A 19,894-nucleotide genomic window follows, 5' to 3' on the forward strand; every position below is an offset into this window, starting at 1 on the left:
CGCCGGGCGGGCGCTACAATGCGAGGGACTCCCGTCCCTCGCACCGCTTTGCCATGGCCCTACTCATTACCGACGAATGCATCAACTGCGACGTCTGCGAACCGCAGTGCCCCAACGAAGCCATTTCGATGGGCGAGGACTATTACGTCATCGATCCTGACCGTTGCACCGAATGCGTGGGCCATTACGATGAGCCCCAATGCCAGGTGGTGTGCCCGGTCGAGTGCATCGAATTGCACCCCCAATGGAAAGAAGGCCAGGAAAGCCTGATGGCCAAGTATCGCCGCCTCACGGGTGCCCCCGCATGAGCGGGGCCGGCTCGTCGTCCACGCTGTCTTCTCCCCGCCACCGCGCCGCGCAAGACTTCTCCGTCTCGGCGCTGGTTGCCGGCCTGGTGGCGGTGATTGTCAGCTTCAGCGGCACGGCCGTGCTGATGGTTCAGGCCGGCCATGCTGGCGGGCTGAGCACCGCGCAGATCGGATCCTGGCTGGGCTCGATCTGTCTGGCGCTAGGCCTGGGCGGCGCGGTGATCAGTCTGCGTACGGGACTGCCCGTGGTGTTCGCCTGGTCCACGCCCGGCGCGGCGCTGCTGGTGACCGGATTGGTGGGCGTGCCGTTCGATCAGGCGGTTGGCGCTTTCATCCTGGCTGCGCTGCTCACCCTCGTGTGCGGCATCTTCGGCTGGATAGACCCCATCGTGCGACGTATCCCGGGCGAGATCGCCGGCGCCATGCTGGCAGGGGTGCTGCTGAATTTCGGCATGGGCGTGTTTCGCAATATGGCGGGCGCGCCGGCGCTGGTGCTCACCATGTGCCTGGCCTATCTGATTTTCAAGCGCTGGCTGCCGCGGTTTGCCATCATGGCCGTGCTGGTGCTGGGCCTGGCCGTGGCCGCCAGCCAGGGCCTGCTGCATCTGGAGACCGTGCGCTGGGAATGGACGACCTTCGTCTGGACCACGCCACATTTCACCCTGCCGGCCGCCATCAGCCTGGGCATCCCTTTGTTCGTGGTGGCGATGGCTTCACAAAACCTGCCCGGTCTGGCTATTTTGCAGGCCGCAGGCTACCGCCCGCCGGCATCACGGCTGGTCGCCGTGACCGGCCTGGTGGGTTTGGCGGCGGCTCCCTTCGGCGCGCACAGCGTCACCCTGGGCGCCATCATCGCCGCGATCTGCACAGGCCCGGAAGCGCACCCCGATCCCGCCCGGCGCTATATCGCGGCGGCGACCTATGGCATCAGCTATGTGCTGCTCAGTGTGGCCGCCGGTACGGTCGCGGTGTTCTTTCAGGCCTTGCCCGCAGCGCTCATCGCCGCGCTGACCGGTCTGGCCTTGTTGGGCGCGATCATGGGCGGCATGGCCAACGCCATGGGCAATGCGCAGCGGCGCGAGGCCGCCTTGATCACCTTGCTGGCGACCGCCTCCGGCGTGAGTTTCTGGGGTATCGGTTCGGCCTTCTGGGGGCTGGCCGCGGGCCTGCTGGCCCATGCGATATTCAGCCTGCGCGCCAGGGCCTAGCCAGGCCAGCGCACCGATTCCATATCGGGATGCACTTTGAGCAGGCGCGCCGGGATGCCCAGATAGTTGGACATCCAGGCCGAGGCCAGCTCGCCCTCATCGACCACGTCGACCGTCTGCTCGCCGATCAGAATTTGATAGCGCACGCTGTCGTCGTCCTCGATGACGTCCAGCGGGATGTCCAGGCGCAGCATGCCCGGGGCCCGCAACACCAGATATCCCAGCCGCAGTTCGATGCCGATCTCGGCCAGCCGGGGTGCGAGCTCACGCGTGAGCCACTGCCCGGCATCGTTGCTGATCAGCCAGCGGCGGTGATAGCCGGCCGCCTGTGCCTGGCCGGTCAGGCCGCACTCGGCCACGGGTTGATAGCTGGCGCTCATTTGCCCAGAATGCCCTTGAGCGCCTTGCCCACTTCGCTTTTGCCGGACTTGCCGCCCAGCGCATCCTTGATCTTGCTCTCCACGCCGCGCTTGAGCAGCGAACCGGCGATGTCGCGCCACTGCACGGTATAGACCGGCTTGTCGAACGTGCCGCTGATGAGCACGGGCACGGGCAGATTACGCAGATCGGCCAGATCCTTGCCTTCATTGCTGGTGTTGACCACGCGCGCGATCGCCACGAAGTTGATGGCGCTGTTGACGAAGTCGATGGTGGCGGGGCTGCCCTGCGTGACGCGCAGATAATCCGTGGCGATGTCCAGGCGCTTGACCGTGCCCACCCCCTTGGCCAGCGTCATATCGCCTTCCATGGCGGTGAAGGCCGTCTGGCGCGAGTTATCCGCGGCAAAAGACATTTCCTGAGACTGGCTCACCACGGCCTTGAGGTCGCGCAGCGTTTGAGACAGGTTGATGCCTTTGAGCGCCCCATTGCGCAGGCGCACTTGCACCGAACCGGCCAGATTGTTGGTCAGCGCGTACGTGTTGGCGCCCGCGGTGCTCAGATCGAGCGTGAGGCTGCCGGACCCGGACAAAGCATCCTGCTTGGCCACGTCGACCAGCAGGGGCTCGATGGCGATGCCGGTGAGGTTGAGCTTGGCCGCCATCTGGTTGCCCTCGGCCGCGTTGACCGACAGGCTGCCCGCCAGTTTGCCGCTGTAGAGATCCGCGGCCAGCGCAGAAATGTCCAGCTTGCCTTTCTCGAGTTTGATGTTGGCGCCGACCTGCGCGGCCTTCAGGCCCCGCACGACCAACTGCCCTATTTTGACGGAGCCCGTGGCGCTCGGGCCCACCAGCCCGGACAGGTTGATGCTGTCGTCACTGGGTTTGGCGGGCGCGGCCGGTTTGGCCGGCGGCTTGGACTCATCCTGCTTGCCGTCGCCGGCGGGCTTGGCCGGCGCCGCGCCGACCGGCGGCACGAGCTTGTCCAGATCGAGGGTGTCGACGGCCAGCGCGAACTTGAGTTGCGGCTGGGCCGAGAGCTGGGACAGATCGGCGGTCAGGTCGAATTTGCCGCCTTCGAGGACGGCGTTGATCTTGGCGCTGGCCAGATCCTTGAGCAGATCGGCCGACAGGCTGCCGATCACCGGGATCTGCAGGCTGCCCTTGGGCAGCGCCGGATCGGTGATGTTGACGTCGCCCTTGAGCGCGGACAGGCCAATGACCCGCGGCACCAGACGCAAGGCGACCGGCGAAGCGAAGGACGCTTTGACGACGCGCTCGCCCTGCTTGAAGCTGCCGTCGACCTTGGCTTCTTTGATGTCCAGCTCGGACGCATTACCGCTGATGCCGGTCAGGCCAAAGCTGGTGTCGAGCGTCTGGGTGCGCACCCGGCCCGTGAGGGCATCGCCGCCGGCCGAGGTCGGCGAGACATGCAGGTTGGGCGTGTCGAGCGCGAACTCGAACGGCCCGTCCGGCGCCGCACCCTTGGCGCGCACCGCGAGTTTTTCGACCTGCAACTGCGTCTTGTGCGGATCCAGCGAGAGCTTGGGCACCGCCAGACTGGCCTCCACCCCGGTCAGCCTGGTCGCAGCGTGAGCGATGTCGCCCTGAAACAGTAATTCCAGGCCGGCCACATCCAGCGAGGACGTCGCGCCATTGAACGCCAGGTTGCCGCGCATCACCAGGCTCTTGGCCTGCGCGCTGGGGATCTGGCCGTCCATGCGCAGGTCCAGCCGCTGCGCCGAATAACGCTTGGCCGCCGGATCCAGACGTAGCAAGGCCTGGCCGGTGAGGTTGGCGTCAAAGCGCGGATCGCCGCCTTCGACGCGCGCCGTCAGGCTGACATCAAACGGCTGATTGAACGTGACCCGCCCCGTGTTGGCATTGAGCTGCGTGACCGAGACCGCCATCCCCGTCATGGCGTCCTGCATCTGCAGTTCGCCGTCTTTGAGGTCCAGCCCGGCGATATCGATCTGCATGCTGCGCGGCGCCTTGACCGTGCCGCTGGTCAGGGCCTGCGCAGCACCCGCGATGGCGCCGGCCGTGGCCTCGGCCGCGTTGGCCGGAACCGCGGAGCTTTGCACCGAGTCGCCCACGAGATTCTCGAAATTGAAGTGCCCGTTCTTGTCGCGCATGATGCGCGCCTTGAAGCCGTTGATCGTGACGTGATCGACCACCAGATTGTCGGACAGCAACGGCCAGACAGCCACGGCCAGACGCATGCTGTCGATGGAGGCGAAGGTCTCGGGGCTCTTGGTTTCGGACAGCGAGACGCCTTGCACCGACAGGCCGATGCGCGGGAAGAGCGACAGCTCGATCTCGCCGTCGATGGTCAGCGTGCGCTGATAGCGCTCCTGAACCAGCTCCTCAAGCTTGTACTTGTAGGCGTTGGGATCGAAGGTCAGCAGGAAGATGGCCGCACCGACGACCGCCACCAGCACCAGCACCACCAAGCCTATCAAAATGCGCTTGAACCACGTCTTCATTGCCGCCCCGTCGATAACTCGACTTGGAATATTCCCAAAGGGCCGGCCCCTGGAGACCGGCATGTTTGCCGTGGCAGCCCTTCGCCAACCAGGGCTGCCCGCGTTGGCGGCAAGCCACATCGACCTGGTCAACGGGACAAGGCGCAGGTAGGGGGAAAGGGAGCGCAACGGCTAGATCCGGGCGCAGTGCGCCGGATACCGCTATCGTAACAAATCGGGGGCGTGTAAAAGAGAATGCCGCGCATTCGGGAAGACAAAACCCCCGGGTTTGATCAAGGATAAGGGAAAATCCCAGGCCCTGTTTGCGGCAAAACCCGAAAAACGGCGCGCGCGCCGGCGTTTTCCCAGTGCGCGCCGGCAGGTTTTGTTGCGCAATGCCGAGTTTTGCAACGCGACAAGGCCGGCGCCTGCCCGGCCGGAAGTCGTCTAGAATCCTCAGCCATCATGCCCGCTCCGACCCACCGCCTGCCGCGATACCGCGCCGCCTTCTGGCTGGCGCTGGTGCTTTTCGCGCTCAAGGCCATGGTGCCGCAGGGATTCATGCCCGGCTCGGCGCGGGGCGGCACATTGATCCAGCTGTGCTCGGCCGCCGGCCCGGTCTGGGTGCAAGGCCCGGCCAAGGCCGACCACGCGCCCGATGAGCGGCATGCCGCGCAGGCGGCCGCCTGCGCCGTCGGCGCCGCCGTGGCCGCCGCGGCCTTGCTGGGCGCGCCGCCCAGCCCAGTGCCGGTCGCAGAAAAGATCTTCCCGGTAGCGGCGCGCGCACCGCCGACCCGGCGCGCCTACCCCGTCCTGAACGCGCCGCTCGGCGCACGCGCCCCACCTTTGTCTCTCGCCTGATCGACGCCGGCCTGCTGCCGGCGTGTTTCCTGCCGCGCGCCACGCGCGGCCGTCCCCGATCTGAACGAGAACTTCATGCCTATCTCATCCGTCAGGATGTTCCTGGCTGCGCTTTGCTGCGCGCCAGGCGTGTCTTGCGCCGCGTCCGTCGCCACCTTGCCCGGCATCGCCGTGCATAGCGATGACCCGGACAGCCTGCTCCTCGAATCCGCCGCCACCGGAACGCTGCTGGGGCTCACCCCGTTGCAGACGCCGGCCAGCATCGAAATCATCGACAGCGCCCAATTGCGCGAACGCGCCGCGCCCACCGCCATCGACGCCATCACCCAGGCCACCGGCATCAGTGCCATGCGCCATCCCGGCAATGGCGGCTCTTCGCTGTCCTCGCGCGGCTTCAGCGACAGCAACTCGGTCGCCCTGCTCTACGACGGCGTGCGCCAGTTCGGCGGCGTGGGCCAGACCTTCGTCTACGACCCCTGGGCGGTCGAGCGCATCGAAGTGCTGCGCGGCCCGGCCTCCGTGCTCTATGGCGAGGGGGCGATCGGCGGGGTGGTGAATGTGATCCCGCGCAAACCCGCCCCCGGACCCATCGAGAACGAACTCCAGCTCACCGCGGGCACGCACGATACGCAACGCCTGGGCTTTGGCAGTGGCGGCTCATTGGATGACCGCTGGTCATATCGCCTGGATGTCAGCGGCAATCACACCGATGGCGGCATGAGCCTGGGTGACAGCCGCAACGCCGCCGTGACGGCCGGCCTGCGCCTGGACGTCTCGCCTGAGCTGAGCCTGACGCTCACGCAGGCGTTCTCCTGGCAGGAACCCATCCGCTACTTCGGCACGCCGCTGGTCGACGGCGAGCTGGACTTTGGGCTGCGGCATCAGAACTACAACGTGGCCGACAGCAAGATTGTCTACCGCGACCACCGCAGCGAGCTGAAGGCGGAATGGACACCCAACCCGGCCACCCGCGTGCGGGCCCGGGTCTACTACCTCGGCAGCGACCGCGACTATCGCGATGCCGAGGAGTACCGCTGGCTGCCCTCGGGGATGATAGAACGCAGCGCCTACACCGACATCCGGCATGATCAATCGCAAACCGGCGCGGTGATGGACGCCAGCTTCGACGGCCACCTCCTCGGCCTGCGCAACACCGTGGCGATCGGGGTGGAACGCAACCGCGCCTCGCTCAAGCACACCAACAACTCGCCCTATGGGGGGACGTCGCTGGTCGACCCCTACGAGGTGAACCATGGCGACTTCATGAACCTGGCCGGCACCACGCCTCGCTACCGCAACACCGCCGAACAGTACGCGCTGTTTGCCGAGGATCGCCTGATGCTGACCGAGCGATGGTCGATTCTGGCCGGCATGCGTTACGACCACATCGACCTCAAGCGCCAGGATCTGGTGGCGGGCCAGACGGCTTATCGCACCCGTTTCAACAATGTGGGCTGGCGTGTGGGAACGGTCTATGCCTTCACGCCCGATGTCTCGGTCTATGCCCAGTACGCGCAAGCGGCCGATCCGGTGGGCAGCCTGCTGCTGCTGTCGCCCGCCAACAAAGATTTCGACCTGTCCACCGGCAGGCAGGTCGAGGTCGGCGTCAAGCAGGTGTTCTGGGATCAGCGCGGCCAATGGACGCTGGCTGCCTACCATCTGCGCAAAGACCACTTGCTCAGCCGCGATCCCGCCGACCCCAGCCTAAGGGTGCAGGTCGGCGCGCAATCCAGCCGGGGGCTGGAGGCCACGCTGGGCCTGCAGCTCACCGCCGCCTGGCGCCTGGATCTGAATGCCGCCCTGCTGCGCGCGCGTTACGACGACTTCAGCGAATCCCAATCCGGCCAGACCGTTTCGCGCGCCGGCGATGTCCCGACCGACGTGCCGCAAAAGCTCGCCAACGCCTGGCTGAGTTGGCGCTTCGCCCCGCAATGGACCGCGGCGGCTGGCCTGCGCTATGTCGGCCGGCGCTACGCCGACGCGGCCAACACGCTCGAGATGGCGGGCTACACCACGACCGATCTGGCCCTCATCTGGCAGGCGCGCCCCGACCTCACGCTCGCGCTGCGCGGCTACAACGTGTTCGACCGTCAGTACGCGGAGACCGCCTATTACAACCAGACCCAATGGCTCATCGGCGAAGGACGGCGCCTGGAACTGAGCGCCAACTACCGATTCTGAGGAGACCCCAGTATGTCTTTGCCCCTCCCTGACACCACCGCCCCGCGCCCGCCCGCGGGTGACCTGTACCGTGCCGTGTGGCGTTGGCATTTCTACGCCGGCCTGCTGGTGCTGCCTTTCATGATCGTCCTGGCCATCACCGGCGCGCTCTATCTGTTTCACAACGAAATCGAAGACGCCTGGTATCGCGATCTGCGCGAGGTGCCCGCCGCAGTCGGCACCGCGCACACGCCGGCGCAAATCGCCCAGGCGGCGGTGGCCGCGCAGCCCGGCAGCACGCTGCTCAAGTATCTGCCGCCCACCGGGCCGGGCGCTTCGGCGCAGGCCGTGGTGCGCACGGCGGCCGGCGTGCGCCTGTCGGTCTACGTCGATCCCTACACCCGGAAGATCCTGGGCAGCCTGCCAGAGCGCGACACCCTGATGTGGACCATCAGGCGCCTGCACAGCCTGGATTACTTTGGCCCCGTGGCCAATGCGCTCATCGAAGTCGCCGCCGGCTGGTCCTTGCTGCTGGTGGCCAGCGGGCTCTATCTCTGGTGGCCGAGAGGCCGGCGCCAGGGGGTGGTCACCGTTCGCGGCGGCCCGGCGCAGCGGGTGTTCTGGCGCGATCTGCATGCGGTGACCGGCGTATTCACCGCTTTCTTCATTGCCTTTCTGGCGCTCACCGGCATGCCCTGGTCGCAGGTCTGGGGCGCGAAGATCAACCAATGGGCCAATGGCAGCAACTTCGGCTACCCCGCCGGGGTGCGGGTGCAGATCCCGATGTCGGAGCTCAAACTCGCCGACCAGGGCAAAACGACCTGGTCGCTGGAACAGGCCAGGTTGCCGCAGTCGGCGGCTGGCGGGCATGAAGGGCATGAAGGCCATACTGGCCATGAAGGACACGCCGGCGGCGCCTCGCAGGCGCCGCAACCGGCCCGGGACGAACACGCGGGCCACGGCGGCGGACCCGCCGCGCCCGCAAGCCAGGCACACGCCCTGCCCGCCGCCCCGGCCATCGGCCTGGATCGTGCCGTGGCGGCATTCCAAACCTTGGGGCTGGCCCCCGGCTACGCCGTGAGTGTGCCCAATGGGCCGCGTGGTGTGTATACCGCGTCGGTCTATCCCAATGATCTGCAACAGCAGCGCGTCGTGCACCTGGATCAGTACACCGGCAAACCGCTCCTGGACATGGGCTACCAGGATTACGGGCCACTGGGCAAAACGCTGGAGTGGGGTATCAACGTCCACATGGGGCAGGAATTCGGCCGGGCCAATCAGATCGTCCTGAGCCTGGCCTGCCTGGGCATCGTACTGCTGGCCGTGTCCGGCGCGGTCATGTGGTGGAAGCGGCGCCCGGCCGGCAGCCTGGGCATTCCCCCCGGGCCGCGCGATGCACGCGCCCTGCGCGGCGTGCTGGCCATCATGGTGGCGGGCGGCCTGATCTTCCCGCTGGTCGGGCTGTCGCTGATTGTGATGTGGCTGTTCGATAGGCTGGCCTTGCGCCTGGCGGCCCGCGCGGGCTGAGCGGACCGCCAGCGGGCGCTAGCGCGTAAAGCCCACGACGCGCTGGCGCTGGCTGCCCAGGCCCTGCACGCCCAGGGTCATGACATCGCCCTCGCGCAGAAACACCGGCGGCTTCATGCCCAGGCCCACGCCCGGCGGTGTGCCGGTGATCACCACATCGCCGGGAAGCAGCGTCATGAAGCGGCTGACATAACTCACGATGGTCTTGACGCTGAAAATCATGGTGCGGGTGTTGCCGCTTTGCATACGCTGGCCATTGAGATCCAGCCACAAGTCCAGCGCCTGCGGATCGGGCACCTCATCGGTCGTGACCAGCCACGGACCGATCGGGCCGAAAGTATCGCAGCCTTTGCCCTTGTCCCAGGTGCCGCCCCGGTCCATCTGGAACTCGCGCTCGCTGACATCATTGACCACGCAATAGCCCGCCACATAGTCAAGCGCCGCGTCCTCTTCGACATAGCGCGCGCGCTGGCCGATGACGATGCCCAGCTCCACCTCCCAATCGCTTTTCTGCGAGGCCTGCGGCAACATGACAGGATCGTCCGGCCCCTGGATGCACGAGGTGGCCTTCATGAAAATAATGGGCTCTTTGGGGATGGGCGCGCCCACCTCGGCCGCATGGTCGAAGTAGTTCAGGCCGATCGCGATGAACTTGCCGACCTGGGCTACCGGGCACCCCATGCGCGGCTCGCCCTCGACCGCGGGCAAGCGGGCCGGATCATGTCCGGCCAACGCCGCCAGCGCCTGCGGGCTCAGTTGCTGCGCGCCGATATCGGGCACCACCCCCGACAGATCCCGCAATACGCCCTGCGCATCGATCAGGCCGGGCTTTTCCTGGCCCGCCGGGCCGAATCTCACCAGTTTCATACTTGCTTCCTCATTGCTGCTTGGATGATAAAAGGCGCGGGACATGCCGCGCCGTGACTTGCCGGCCTGGCGCCCTTATTCCAGCTGGACGTTGGCGTTCTTGATGGTATCTCCCCAACGGACGATTTCGGCCGAGATGTATTGGTTGGTCTGCTCGGGCGTGCTGAGCATGACCTCGGCGCCCAGCGCGCCCAGTTGCTGTTGTATGGCCGGCTTCTGCAACGCGACCTGCATGGCCTGGTTGAGCTTGGCGACCATAGGCGCGGGTGTGCCCTTGGGCACCAGCAGCGCGGCCCAGGTCTGAGCGTCAAAGCCCGGCACGCCGGCACGGTCCATGGTGGGGATGTCCGGCAACGCCTTGGACCCGTTTCGGCTGCCCACGGCAAACACCTTGAGCGCGCCCTTTTGCACGTGCGGCATGATGGCCGGCCCCGACTCGAACATCATCGCCACGTCGCCGCTCATCAGCCCGGTCAGCGCCGCCGCGGCGCCGCGATAGGGCACATGCGTGATGTTCAAGCCGGCCTGATGCTTGAACATTTCCATCGTCAGGTGGTTGGTCAGCCCCGTGCCGCCCGAGCCGTAATTGAGCTGGCCGGGATGTTTTTTGACGTAGTCGATCAGTTCCTTGAGATTGTTGGCGGGAAAATCCGCCCGTGTGACCAGGAACTGCGGCACCACGACCACCATGGACACGGCGGTGAAATCTTTCTGCGTGTCATAGGGCAACTTCTTGTATAGCCCGGGGTTGATCGCCAGCGGGCCGCTGGAGGCCATCAATAGCGTATAGCCATCGGCCTCGGAGCGTTTGGCGCCCTCCATACCGATGATGCCGCCGGCTCCGCCGCGGTTGTCCACGAAAAACGCCTGCCCCATGGATTCCGTCAATTGCTGGCCGATGGTGCGCGCCAACACGTCCGTCGTCTGTCCGGCCGGGAAAGGCACGATGATCTTCACGCCCCGGTCCGGGTAATCGGCCTGGGCGGGCGCGCTCAGGACCGCGCCCATGCATAACAGTGCTGCGAGTGCTCGTTTCATGGATTGTCTCCTCCATCGTTTTTTCCGAGCACGCCACAAATCAGCCGAGAGGGATGCTGCTCATGGCTCCTCTCCACGTTCCCATTCGGTCTGTAACTTGAAGCGGTCGGCTACATAGAAGTTTTCAGAAACCGTCAACAACCGGTCTTGCGGGTCGAAATAAGCGCGCAGCATCCGCAAGGCGGGGCTGCCGCTGTCCAGGCCGAGCTGAAACAGGGCGTTCTCGGGCATCAGCGTGGCCTCGATCTGCTGGCGGATCCGGTGGATGTCCTGACCATAGTCATCCTGCAGCAGCTTGTAGATGCTGGGATGATTGCCGTGCAGCTTTTCTTTGATCTTCTCGAATTCGGGGCGCAGATAGACGCGCGTATAGGAAATCACGCGGCCGTTCTCGATCAGGCAGCGGTTGGTGTGCAGCACCAGCCATTTGGAGCCCGGCTCGCAGCGCAGCGATTCGGCCATGGCGTCATCGGCCACGGCAACCGTCTCGCCAAACACCTCCAGGCGGGTCTGGTCCGTATAGGCCAGGATGTCTTTCATGGTGCCCAGGCCGGCCACATAGCTGGGCTGAGTCACGCCGGGCTGGGCCGACATCACCACCGTGCCGATGCTGGGATAGCGCACGATCATGCCGGTGTCCACCAACCGCCGGGTGGCCTCGCGAACTGTATGGCGGCTCACGCCGAAGGTCGCGCTCAGTTGCGCCTCGGTCGGCAACAAGGAGCCCACGGGGTATTTCCCCGACACGATGCCGTCGAGCAGGCTTTGATGCAGCCACGCATAGCGCGGCTGGGTCTTGCTTCTGGGCGTGGCCCGCGTGGGCTTGCCCAGCGGCTTGCCGTCGTTCCTGGACATGTGTCCACCTTCGTTCCAAAAAATTTAGAAAGCAATGTACGTACATTAAAACTCAATGTAAAGTGATGAATGTACGTACATTGAATAAAGCGTTTTAGCGCCCGCCAGAGTGCGCATAGGACGGAGACATTTCATGCAACCTACGAGCGACACCTCCCCGGACTCGCCCGCCCGCCCCTTTGAAGGCATGGTGGTGGTCGAGCTGGGGCACAGCGTGGCCGCGCCCTTCGCCGGGCAGATTTTCGGTGAACTGGGCGCGCAGGTCATCAAGATCGAAAAAGCCGACGGCGACTCCGCCCGCGCCTGGGGGCCGCCCTTCCAGGAGGGCGCGGCCACGTTGTTTCAAGCGCTCAACCGCAACAAGCAATCCGTGGTCTGCGATCTGCGCGACCCCGCGCAGACCGAAACCCTGCGGCAGTTCATCACCGAACGGGCCGACGTCGTGCTTCAGAACCTGCGCCCCGGCCAGGTGGATGCGCTGGGGCTGGGCGGCGCCGCGCTGCTGGCGCGCAAGCCCGCGCTGGTGTATTGCAACATGGGCGCCTTTGGCGGCGCGGGCCCGCTGAGCCAGCATCCGGGCTACGACCCGCTGATGCAGGCGTTCGGCGGCATCATGAGCACCACGGGCGAGGCCGGCCGGCCCTCGGTGCGCGTGGGCGCTTCCATCGTCGACATGGGCACCGGCATGTGGGCGGTGATCGGTGTACTGGCCGCGCTGCTGCAGCGCCAGACCAGCGGCCTGGGCCGCATCGTGGACGTGTCCTTGTTCGAGACCGCGACCACCTGGGTGTCGCTGATCGCCGCGCAAGTGCTGGCCTCGGGCGAGGCGCCGGCGCGCTACGGCTCGGGCACGGCCAGCATCGTGCCCTACAAAGGCTACGCCACCGCGGACGGCGAAATCGTCGTGGCCGCCGGCAACAACGGCCTGTTCCGCAGCCTGGCCCTGGCCGTGGGTCATCCCGAATGGCTGGCGGATCCCCGCTACGCCGACAACCCCCGCCGCGTGGCGAATCAGGTAGGCTTGTACGCGGCGCTGGACGCCATCTTCGCTCGGCACCCCACGGACTACTGGCTCGAACGCCTGGAAGCCGCCGGTCTGCCCTGCTCACCCGTCAACGACATGAACCAGATGCTCACGCACCCGCAAACCCAGGCCCTGGGCCTGGTGCAGCGCGTGCCGGGCACTGGCATGGACTTCATCGGCCTGCCGCTGAGTTTCGATGGCCAGCGGCCACGGCCCCATTCCCGCCCGCCCACGCTGGGCGAACACACCGAGGCGCTGCTGGGGCCGTCCCCCGCCGCCCAGGAGACCGGTCTATGACAGCGCAGTCCCCCGCACTTCCCGCCTACGACACCGTCAGCACCCGCCTGCACGGCGAACACACACTGGTGGTAACGCTCAACCGCGCGCCTAACGGCAATGCCATCAATACCCAAATGGGCCGGGATCTGCTCGATCTCTGGAACCGGCTGACCGAGGACGCCGGCGCGGTGCGCTGCGTCGTGCTCACCGGCGCGGGCGAACGCATTTTCTGCGCCGGCGGCGACCTCAAGGAGCGCAATGGCATGAGCCGCGAAGCCTGGCAGCGGCAGCATGAGTTGTTCGAGCGCATGTACTGGACCCTGGTTGACCTGCCGCTGCCGGTCATCGCCGCCGTCAACGGCCACGCCTATGCCGGCGGACTGGAGATGGCGCTTTCCTGCGACTTTGTCTATGCCAGCACGCAGGCCCGCTTCGCCCTGACCGAAGTCACTCTGGGCATCATGCCCGGCGCGGGCGGCACGCAGAACCTGCCGCGCGCCGTCGGCGACCGTCGCGCCAAGGAAATCCTCATGACCGGCCGCCCCTTCGACGCCGCGCAAGCCGAGCGCTGGGGGCTGGCCAATGCGCTTTACGAGCCGGCCGAGGTGCTGCCTGCTGCCCTGGCCACGGCAGACATCATCGCCGGCAATGCGCCCCTATCGGTGCGCCAGATCAAGAAATCCGTGCGTTATGGCGGGCAGATGGAGCTGCGCACCGCATTCCGGTTTGAGATCGAAGCCTACAACCATTTGATCGATACGGAGGACCGGCGCGAAGGCGTGCTGGCTTTCAATGAAAAACGCAAGCCGGTCTTCAAGGGCCGGTGAGGAGAACAGCATGACAAGAGAGGTCACCCTGCGCGAAGTGGGCCTGCGCGACGGTCTGCAGAGCATCGCCACCTTCGTTCCGACGGCAGACAAACTGGCCTGGATCCGCCAGGAAGCCGCTGCCGGCGTGGCGGAGATCGAAGTCACCTCGTATGTGCCGCCCAAGCTATTGCCCCAGTTCGTCGATGCCGCCGAAGTCACGCTAGGCGCCTTGCAGATCCCCGACCTGATGGTGGCCGCGCTGGTGCCCAATACGCGCGGCGCGCAACGCGGCCTGGAGCTGGGTGTGCATAAGATCAATTTCGTGATGTCGGTCAGCGAGACCCACAACATGAAAAACGTGCGCCGCAGCCGCGAAGACTCGCTGGCCGATTTCCGCACCATGGCGCAGTTGGTGCGCGAGCAAGCCTCGCGCCCCATTCTGTGCGGCGGGCTGGCCACCGCGCTGGGCTGCTCTTACGAAGGCGACGTCCCGGTTGACGACGTCGTCCGTTACGCCGTGGCGCTGGTCGAGGCGGGCGCCGACGAGCTGATCGTGCCCGACACCGTCGGGTACGCCAATCCGGCGCTGGTGCGACGCGTGTTCAAGGCCGTGCTGGCCGAAGTCGGCGATCTGCCCGTCGCGGCGCATTTCCATGACACGCGCGGCACGGGCCTGGCCAATCTTCTGGCGGCGCTGGACTGTGGCGTGCGCGCCTTCGACGCCTCGCTGGGCGGATTGGGCGGCTGCCCGTTCGCGCCGGGCGCCACCGGCAACATCGTCATGGAAGACGCCGCCTACATGCTGGAGTCCATGGGGGTCGACACCGGCATCGACCTCGATGCCCTGCTGGCCTTGCGGCCATTGCTGCAGGCTGCCCTGCCCGACGTGACGCTGTATGGCGGCCTGGCCCGCGCGGGCCTGCCGCGCGGCTTTGTTGCGGCGCGCGCAGCGCTGGCCGCCTGACCCGGATTCGAGACACCATGGACACTTACTCCACCCCGCTTTCCATGCCCGTAGGCGAAGACTTCCCGGACATCCGCGACAGTGTGCGCCGCATCTGCGAACAGTTTCCCGGCGAATACTGGCGCGCCCTGGAGCAGGATGAGCGCTACCCCGACGAATTCGTCGCGGCGCTCACGGCGTCCGGCTTTCTGGCCGCGCTGATACCGGAAGAATATGAAGGCAGCGGCATGCCGCTGCGCGCGGCCGCTGTCATCCTGGAGGAAATACATGCCGCCGGCTGCAACGCCGGCGCCTGCCATGCGCAGATGTACACCATGGGTACCGTGCTGCGCCACGGCAGCGCGGAACAAAAAGCCCGCTATCTGCCCGCCATCGCGCGCGGCGAACTGCGCCTGCAGGCCTTCGGCGTCACCGAACCCACCAGCGGCACGGACACCACGCGTTTAAAGACCCGCGCCGTGCGCGAAGGCGACAGCTACGTCATCAACGGCCAGAAAGTCTGGACCTCACGGGCGCTGCAATCCGATCTGATGCTGCTGCTGGCCCGCACCACGCCTTACGACGCCGTGCAGAAGAAAAGCGACGGCCTGTCGGTCTTCCTGGTGGACATCCGCGCCGCCCTGGGCCAGGGCATGGAAATCCGGCCCCTGAAGGCCATGGTCAATCACAACACGACGGAGGTCTTCTTCGACAACCTGCGCATTCCCGCCGACAGCCTGATCGGCCAGGAGGGCAAGGGCTTTCGCTACATCCTGGATGGAATGAACGCCGAGCGCATCCTGGTCGCGTCGGAGGCCATCGGCGATGCGCGCTGGTTCATCCGCACCGCGGTGGCCTATGCCAGCGAGCGGCGCGTCTTTGACCGGCCCATCGGCCAGAACCAGGGCATCCAGTTTCCGATCGCGCGCGCACACGCCGAGACCCTCGCCGCCGACCTGATGCTGCGCAAGGCGGCCACGCTGTTTCAGGCCGGCCAGCCCTGCGGCGACGAGGCCAATATGGGCAAGATGCTGGCTTCCGAAGCCTCGTGGCACGCCGCCGAAGCCTGCCTGCAGACACATGGCGGCTTTGGCTTTGCGCGGGAGTACGACGTCGAGCGCAAATGGCGCGAAACCCGGCTGCTGCAGATTGCGCCCATCTCGACCAACCTCATCCTCTCTTACATCGGCCAGCACATGCTGGGCATGCCGCGCTCGTTCTGAGCCGCCCCCGCCACGGAGACCATCATGACAGGACTGACCCAGGCGCTGGGCGCCTATATCGCCAACCCTGGCTTTGGCGCGCACCCGGCGCGGGCCGAGGCCATTGCCCGGCAAGGCATGACGGACACTATTGCCGTGGCCTTGGCCGCGCGAGACGAGGACGTCACCCGCGTGGCGCTCGCGCACGCGCGCAATATGGGCGGCGCGGGCGACGTCCCCCTCTGGTTCGACGCGGCCGCCCTGCCCCCGGCGATGGCCGCTTTCGTCAACGGCGTGGCCGGCCACGCGCTGGACTATGACGACGTGGCGCTGTCGGGCCATCCCAGCACCGTGCTCACCCCGGCCATCCTGGCGCAGGCGCATGTCCAGGGCGCATCGGGCCGGGACTGCCTGCGCGCCTATATCGTGGGCTACGAAGTGTGGGCCGAGCTGACCGCGCGCGAAGCCGACCCGTATCACATCAAAGGCTGGCATCCGACCGCCGTATTCGGCACGGTCGCCGCGACGGCGGCGCTGGCCTATTTGCAGGGGTTCAACGCCGCAGACGCCGCGCGGGCGCTGGCCATCAGCGCCAGCCTGGCCAGCGGCCTGGTCGCCAACTTCGGCACCATGACCAAACCCCTGCATGCAGGGCGCGCGGCGGCGCTCGCCTTCGAGGCCATCAGCCTGACCCGGCTCGGGCTGACCGCCGCAGCCGATGCGCTGGAACATCATGCGGGCTTTCTGGCCGCGCTATCGCCGCAGGGCCGGGTCGATCGCGAGCGCCCCTACCAGCCGGGCGAACCCCGCATCCTGGCTACCGGCCTGTCGATCAAGAAATACCCCGTCTGCTACTCGGGCCACCGCGTCATCGACGCGGTGATCGATCTCGCGCGCGACCACACGCTGGACCCGGACCAGGTCACACGCGTGGCCATCGGTATCGGCCGCCCCCAGGCCTCCATGCTGCGCAATGCCGCGCCCATCACCGCGCTGGAAGCCAAGTTCAGCGCCCAGTTCGCGGTGGCCGCCGCGTTGTCGCGCGGCAAGGTCGGCCTGAGCGAACTCGATGACGGCGTTGTCAATGAACCCGGCGTGCGCGCCCTCTACGACATCGTGGATATCGATCTGATCGAGGAGGCCGACCCCGAGGACAGCGCGTTTTCCCGTTATGACACGGTGGCCATCACCTTGCGCGACGGTCGCGTGCTGCGTTCCGGAGAAATCCGCTACCCCCGCGGTCACGCGCATCTGCCCTTGTCGGAAACCGAGTTGCGGGCCAAGTTCGACGATTGCGTGACCCGCTGGCGCCGTTCCCCTGCGCCCGAGGGTATGCCCGCCGGAGGCGCCTTGTACGACCGCCTCGCCAGCCTGGCGCAGGTCGATGATGTGCGCACCCTCTTTCGGAGTTGAGCATGACCGATACCATCCCCTGGTCGCAGGAACTGCACACCCTGGACCAGCGCTTCGGGCAAGCGGTCGCCGTCGATGACGGCCACACGCAACTGAGCTTCGCGGCCCTCAACCGCCGGGCGCATGCGCTGGCCTGCGCCTTGCAGGCCCAAGGCGTGGGCGCCGGGGACTATGTGGGCATTTATCTGCCCAACGGCTGCGCGGCGGTGTGGGCCGATTATGGCGTGACGATCAGCGGCGCCTGCCTGGTGCACCTGAACGCCGCCTACACCCGTGAAGAGATCATGTGGGCTCAGCAGCTCACCCCTATGCGCCATATCATCACCGACCGCGCCCTGGCGCCGACCTTGGCCGATCTCGGCGCAGCCCTCGTGCTCTGCGAAGACATCGTGCCCCTGGATTCGCCGCCCGTGCTGCCCGCCGTCAATGCCACCGACCCCGGCCGCGTGATCTTCTCGTCCGGCACCACGGGCAAACCCAAAGCCCTGCTCTACGACCAGGGCCGCCGCTGGCTGGCCGCCGTGATGCTGCGCGCCGTGCTGCCTTTCACACCCGGGCCAGGTTCGCGGGTGCTGTTGATGACGCCTTACGTGCACGGCGCCTCCATGCAGGCACGCGCCTGGCTGGATCACGGCGGCACCGCGGTGCTGCTCAATGGGGTGGAACGGGAGGCCGCCGGCCGCGAATTGCGCAGCGGCGCGCTGGACGCGATCTTCGCCCCGCCGACGGTGCTGGCCAAACTGGCCGCTTCATTCGAGGGTGAGCAGTTTTCCAGCGTACGGTGTGTCTTCACCGGCACGCAGACCCTCACGCCCGGCCTGTATGCCAAGGCCCGCGCCATGTTCGGCCCGACCGTACGCATCACCTACGGCAAGAGCGAGAACGTCAACCCCATCACCGTGCTGGATCCCCAAGCCACGCAAGCCTGCTTTGATGCCGCGCCGGCCGAGGGCGCCTGCCTGGGATGGCCCGCGCCCGGCGTGCAGTTGCGCATCAACGACCAGGGTGAAATCGAACTGCGCTCGCGGCACATGTATATCGGCCACATCGACCAGGAGGGTTTCCACGCCCCGCCCGCCGATGGCTGGCATCGCACCGGCGATCTGGGCCGCATCGACGAACAAGGCCGGCTCTGGCTTCTGGGCCGGATGGCAGACGTCATCAAAAGCGGCGGCTACAAGATCTACCCCGACGAAATCGAGGCCGCGCTGGCCGGCATGCCGGACTGCGGCGATATCTGCGTGGTGGCGCTGCCCTCCGATTATTGGGGCGAGGTCATCATCGCCGTGGCCGAACACGCGGACCCGGCCTGGCAGGAGGCCGCGCAACGGCGCGTAGCGGAACTGGCCCGCTACAAGCACCCGCGCGCCCATATCGCGGTCGCCGCGCTGCCGCGCAATCCGCAAGGCAAGATCAGCCGCCGCGCGGTGCGCGACCTGGTGCTATCGACCCACACACTGATCGACGGCCCCTACCCGAGCGTCCAGGCGCGCTGATCAATCCACCCGGGCATTGGACGTTTTGACGGCCTGCCCCCAGACCGATATTTCGCGCGCGATGAACTCGCGCGTCTGCTCGGGGCTGGCCGATACCGTCTCGGCGCCCAGACCCGCGAGCTTGGCCTGCAGATCTGCGCGGCCCAGGGCCTTGCGCGTCGCCGCATTGAGCTTGTCGACGACCGGCCGGGGGGTGCCCGCCGGCGCCAGCAGCACGATCCAGGCCTGCGCCTCGTAGCCCGGCACCCCTGACGCGGACACCGGCGCGGCCTTGGGAAAGGCGCGCGCCGGCTCCTTGCCGCCGACGGCCAGCACCTTCAAGGTGCCGGCCTGCACGTGCGGCATGATGGCCGGCCCGGCCTCGAACATCACGGCGACATCGCCACTGATCAGCCCGGTCAGCGCGGCGGCGGCTCCCCGATAGGGCACATGCGTGAGGTTCAGCCCGGCCTGGCTCTTGAACATTTCCATCGCCAGATGATTGGTCAGCCCGCTGCCGCCCGAACCATAATTCAACTGCCCGGGACGCTGCTTTACGTAGTCGACCAGCTCGCGCACATTGTTGGCGGGGAAGTCGGCGCGCACCACCAGAAACAGCGGCACCATGGCCACCAGCGCGACGGGTTCGTAGTCTTTCTCGACGTTGTAGGGCAGTTTGCTATAGAGCCCCGGATTGATCGCCACGGGGCCGCTTGCCGTCATCAGCAGCGTGTAGCCATCGGCCTCCGAGCGCTTGGCGGCCTCCATCCCGATGATGCCGCCGGCGCCTCCCCGGTTATCCACGAAGAAGGACTGGCCCAGGGCCTCGCTGAGTTCCTGCCCGACGGCGCGGGCAATCACATCCGTGGTCTGCCCGGCCGGATACGGCACGATGATCTTGACCCCCCGCTCGGGGTAGGCCGCCTGCGCCGCCGCGACCACGCCCGCGGCGCCCAGCAGAACACCCGCAATCCAATTGCGCATCCTCATTCTCCTTTGATGGCCCGGCGCAGCTCTTTGGCTACATCCGTACATAGAACATCTTGCTGATATTCATTATGTACGTACATTGATCTCGGGCCA

Annotated in this window: 17 protein-coding genes; 11 read left to right on the top strand and 6 right to left on the bottom strand. The window is 66.7% G+C overall.

Annotated features, from left to right (window positions below; translation table 11 throughout):
* Nucleotides 1-53 precede the first annotated feature (53 nt).
* Both CAL22_RS17675 and CAL22_RS17680 read left to right on the top strand, forming a co-directional pair.
* Entirely contained in the window at nucleotides 54-308 is a 255-nt protein-coding gene (locus tag CAL22_RS17675; RefSeq protein ID WP_005015357.1) for a YfhL family 4Fe-4S dicluster ferredoxin, read from the top strand.
* A complete protein-coding gene (locus tag CAL22_RS17680) occupies nucleotides 305-1,516 on the top strand; it encodes a benzoate/H(+) symporter BenE family transporter (RefSeq protein ID WP_094815519.1) in 1,212 nt (403 codons plus the stop codon). The genes CAL22_RS17675 and CAL22_RS17680 overlap by 4 nt, the downstream gene beginning before the upstream one ends.
* Here CAL22_RS17680 and CAL22_RS17685 read toward each other — a convergent pair.
* Together CAL22_RS17685 and CAL22_RS17690 are read right to left on the bottom strand one after the other, a co-directional pair.
* On the bottom strand, nucleotides 1,513-1,896 hold the full coding sequence (locus CAL22_RS17685; RefSeq protein WP_094815521.1) for an MOSC N-terminal beta barrel domain-containing protein: 384 nt from the start codon (nucleotides 1,894-1,896) through the stop codon (nucleotides 1,513-1,515). The genes CAL22_RS17680 and CAL22_RS17685 overlap by 4 nt on opposite strands.
* Complete coding sequence (locus CAL22_RS17690) at nucleotides 1,893-4,379, bottom strand: AsmA family protein (RefSeq protein WP_094815523.1); 2,487 nt, start codon at nucleotides 4,377-4,379, stop codon at nucleotides 1,893-1,895. The genes CAL22_RS17685 and CAL22_RS17690 overlap by 4 nt, the downstream gene beginning before the upstream one ends.
* 444 nt (nucleotides 4,380-4,823) lie before the next feature.
* Between CAL22_RS17690 and CAL22_RS17695 the strand changes: the two genes are divergently transcribed.
* From CAL22_RS17695 to CAL22_RS17705, 3 genes are all read left to right on the top strand, one after another.
* On the top strand, nucleotides 4,824-5,219 hold the full coding sequence (locus tag CAL22_RS17695) for a DUF2946 family protein (RefSeq protein ID WP_094815525.1): 396 nt from the start codon (nucleotides 4,824-4,826) through the stop codon (nucleotides 5,217-5,219).
* Between the two features lie 75 nt (nucleotides 5,220-5,294).
* Nucleotides 5,295-7,400 (top strand): TonB-dependent receptor, encoded by a 2,106-nt coding sequence (locus CAL22_RS17700; protein WP_432264311.1) that lies wholly within the window; start codon nucleotides 5,295-5,297, stop codon nucleotides 7,398-7,400.
* 12 nt (nucleotides 7,401-7,412) lie between these two features.
* Nucleotides 7,413-8,906, top strand: coding sequence for a PepSY-associated TM helix domain-containing protein (locus tag CAL22_RS17705; RefSeq protein WP_094815528.1), 1,494 nt, complete (start codon nucleotides 7,413-7,415; stop codon nucleotides 8,904-8,906).
* Nucleotides 8,907-8,924: 18 nt separating this feature from the next.
* On the opposite strand, the gene CAL22_RS17710 is transcribed toward CAL22_RS17705, so the two are convergent.
* The 3 genes from CAL22_RS17710 to CAL22_RS17720 all read right to left on the bottom strand — a co-directional run bounded on the left by CAL22_RS17710 (nucleotide 8,925) and on the right by CAL22_RS17720 (nucleotide 11,666).
* Nucleotides 8,925-9,773, bottom strand: coding sequence for a fumarylacetoacetate hydrolase family protein (locus tag CAL22_RS17710; RefSeq protein ID WP_094815530.1), 849 nt, complete (start codon nucleotides 9,771-9,773; stop codon nucleotides 8,925-8,927).
* 75 nt (nucleotides 9,774-9,848) lie between these two features.
* Nucleotides 9,849-10,811, bottom strand: coding sequence for a Bug family tripartite tricarboxylate transporter substrate binding protein (locus tag CAL22_RS17715; protein ID WP_094815532.1), 963 nt, complete (start codon nucleotides 10,809-10,811; stop codon nucleotides 9,849-9,851).
* 60 nt (nucleotides 10,812-10,871) lie between these two features.
* The gene (locus CAL22_RS17720; RefSeq protein ID WP_094815534.1) at nucleotides 10,872-11,666 is read right to left on the bottom strand and encodes a GntR family transcriptional regulator; all 795 of its coding nucleotides are present in this window, start codon (nucleotides 11,664-11,666) and stop codon (nucleotides 10,872-10,874) included.
* A gap of 133 nt (nucleotides 11,667-11,799) precedes the next feature.
* Between CAL22_RS17720 and CAL22_RS17725 the strand changes: the two genes are divergently transcribed.
* Genes CAL22_RS17725 through CAL22_RS17750 form a run of 6 tightly spaced genes read left to right on the top strand, consistent with a single transcriptional unit; the run spans nucleotide 11,800 to nucleotide 18,832 of the window.
* On the top strand, nucleotides 11,800-12,987 hold the full coding sequence (locus tag CAL22_RS17725; protein ID WP_244193932.1) for a CaiB/BaiF CoA transferase family protein: 1,188 nt from the start codon (nucleotides 11,800-11,802) through the stop codon (nucleotides 12,985-12,987).
* Entirely contained in the window at nucleotides 12,984-13,796 is an 813-nt protein-coding gene (locus CAL22_RS17730; protein ID WP_094815536.1) for an enoyl-CoA hydratase/isomerase family protein, read from the top strand. The genes CAL22_RS17725 and CAL22_RS17730 overlap by 4 nt, the downstream gene beginning before the upstream one ends.
* 10 nt (nucleotides 13,797-13,806) lie before the next feature.
* Nucleotides 13,807-14,742, top strand: a complete 936-nt coding sequence (locus CAL22_RS17735) for a hydroxymethylglutaryl-CoA lyase (RefSeq protein ID WP_094815538.1) — start codon at nucleotides 13,807-13,809, stop codon at nucleotides 14,740-14,742.
* Between the two features lie 17 nt (nucleotides 14,743-14,759).
* A complete protein-coding gene (locus CAL22_RS17740) occupies nucleotides 14,760-15,944 on the top strand; it encodes an acyl-CoA dehydrogenase family protein (protein WP_094815540.1) in 1,185 nt (394 codons plus the stop codon).
* A 24-nt stretch (nucleotides 15,945-15,968) separates the two neighbouring features.
* Nucleotides 15,969-17,336 (top strand): MmgE/PrpD family protein, encoded by a 1,368-nt coding sequence (locus CAL22_RS17745; RefSeq protein ID WP_094815542.1) that lies wholly within the window; start codon nucleotides 15,969-15,971, stop codon nucleotides 17,334-17,336.
* 2 nt (nucleotides 17,337-17,338) lie between these two features.
* Nucleotides 17,339-18,832 carry a class I adenylate-forming enzyme family protein gene (locus CAL22_RS17750; protein WP_094815544.1) on the top strand — a complete coding sequence of 498 codons (1,494 nt, stop codon included), beginning with the start codon at nucleotides 17,339-17,341 and terminating at the stop codon, nucleotides 18,830-18,832.
* On the opposite strand, the gene CAL22_RS17755 is transcribed toward CAL22_RS17750, so the two are convergent.
* Entirely contained in the window at nucleotides 18,833-19,795 is a 963-nt protein-coding gene (locus tag CAL22_RS17755) for a Bug family tripartite tricarboxylate transporter substrate binding protein (RefSeq protein ID WP_094815546.1), read from the bottom strand.
* Between the last annotated feature and the right edge of the window lie 99 nt (nucleotides 19,796-19,894).

The organism is Bordetella genomosp. 12, from assembly GCF_002261355.1.
In the GTDB taxonomy this organism is placed as follows: domain Bacteria; phylum Pseudomonadota; class Gammaproteobacteria; order Burkholderiales; family Burkholderiaceae_B; genus Bordetella.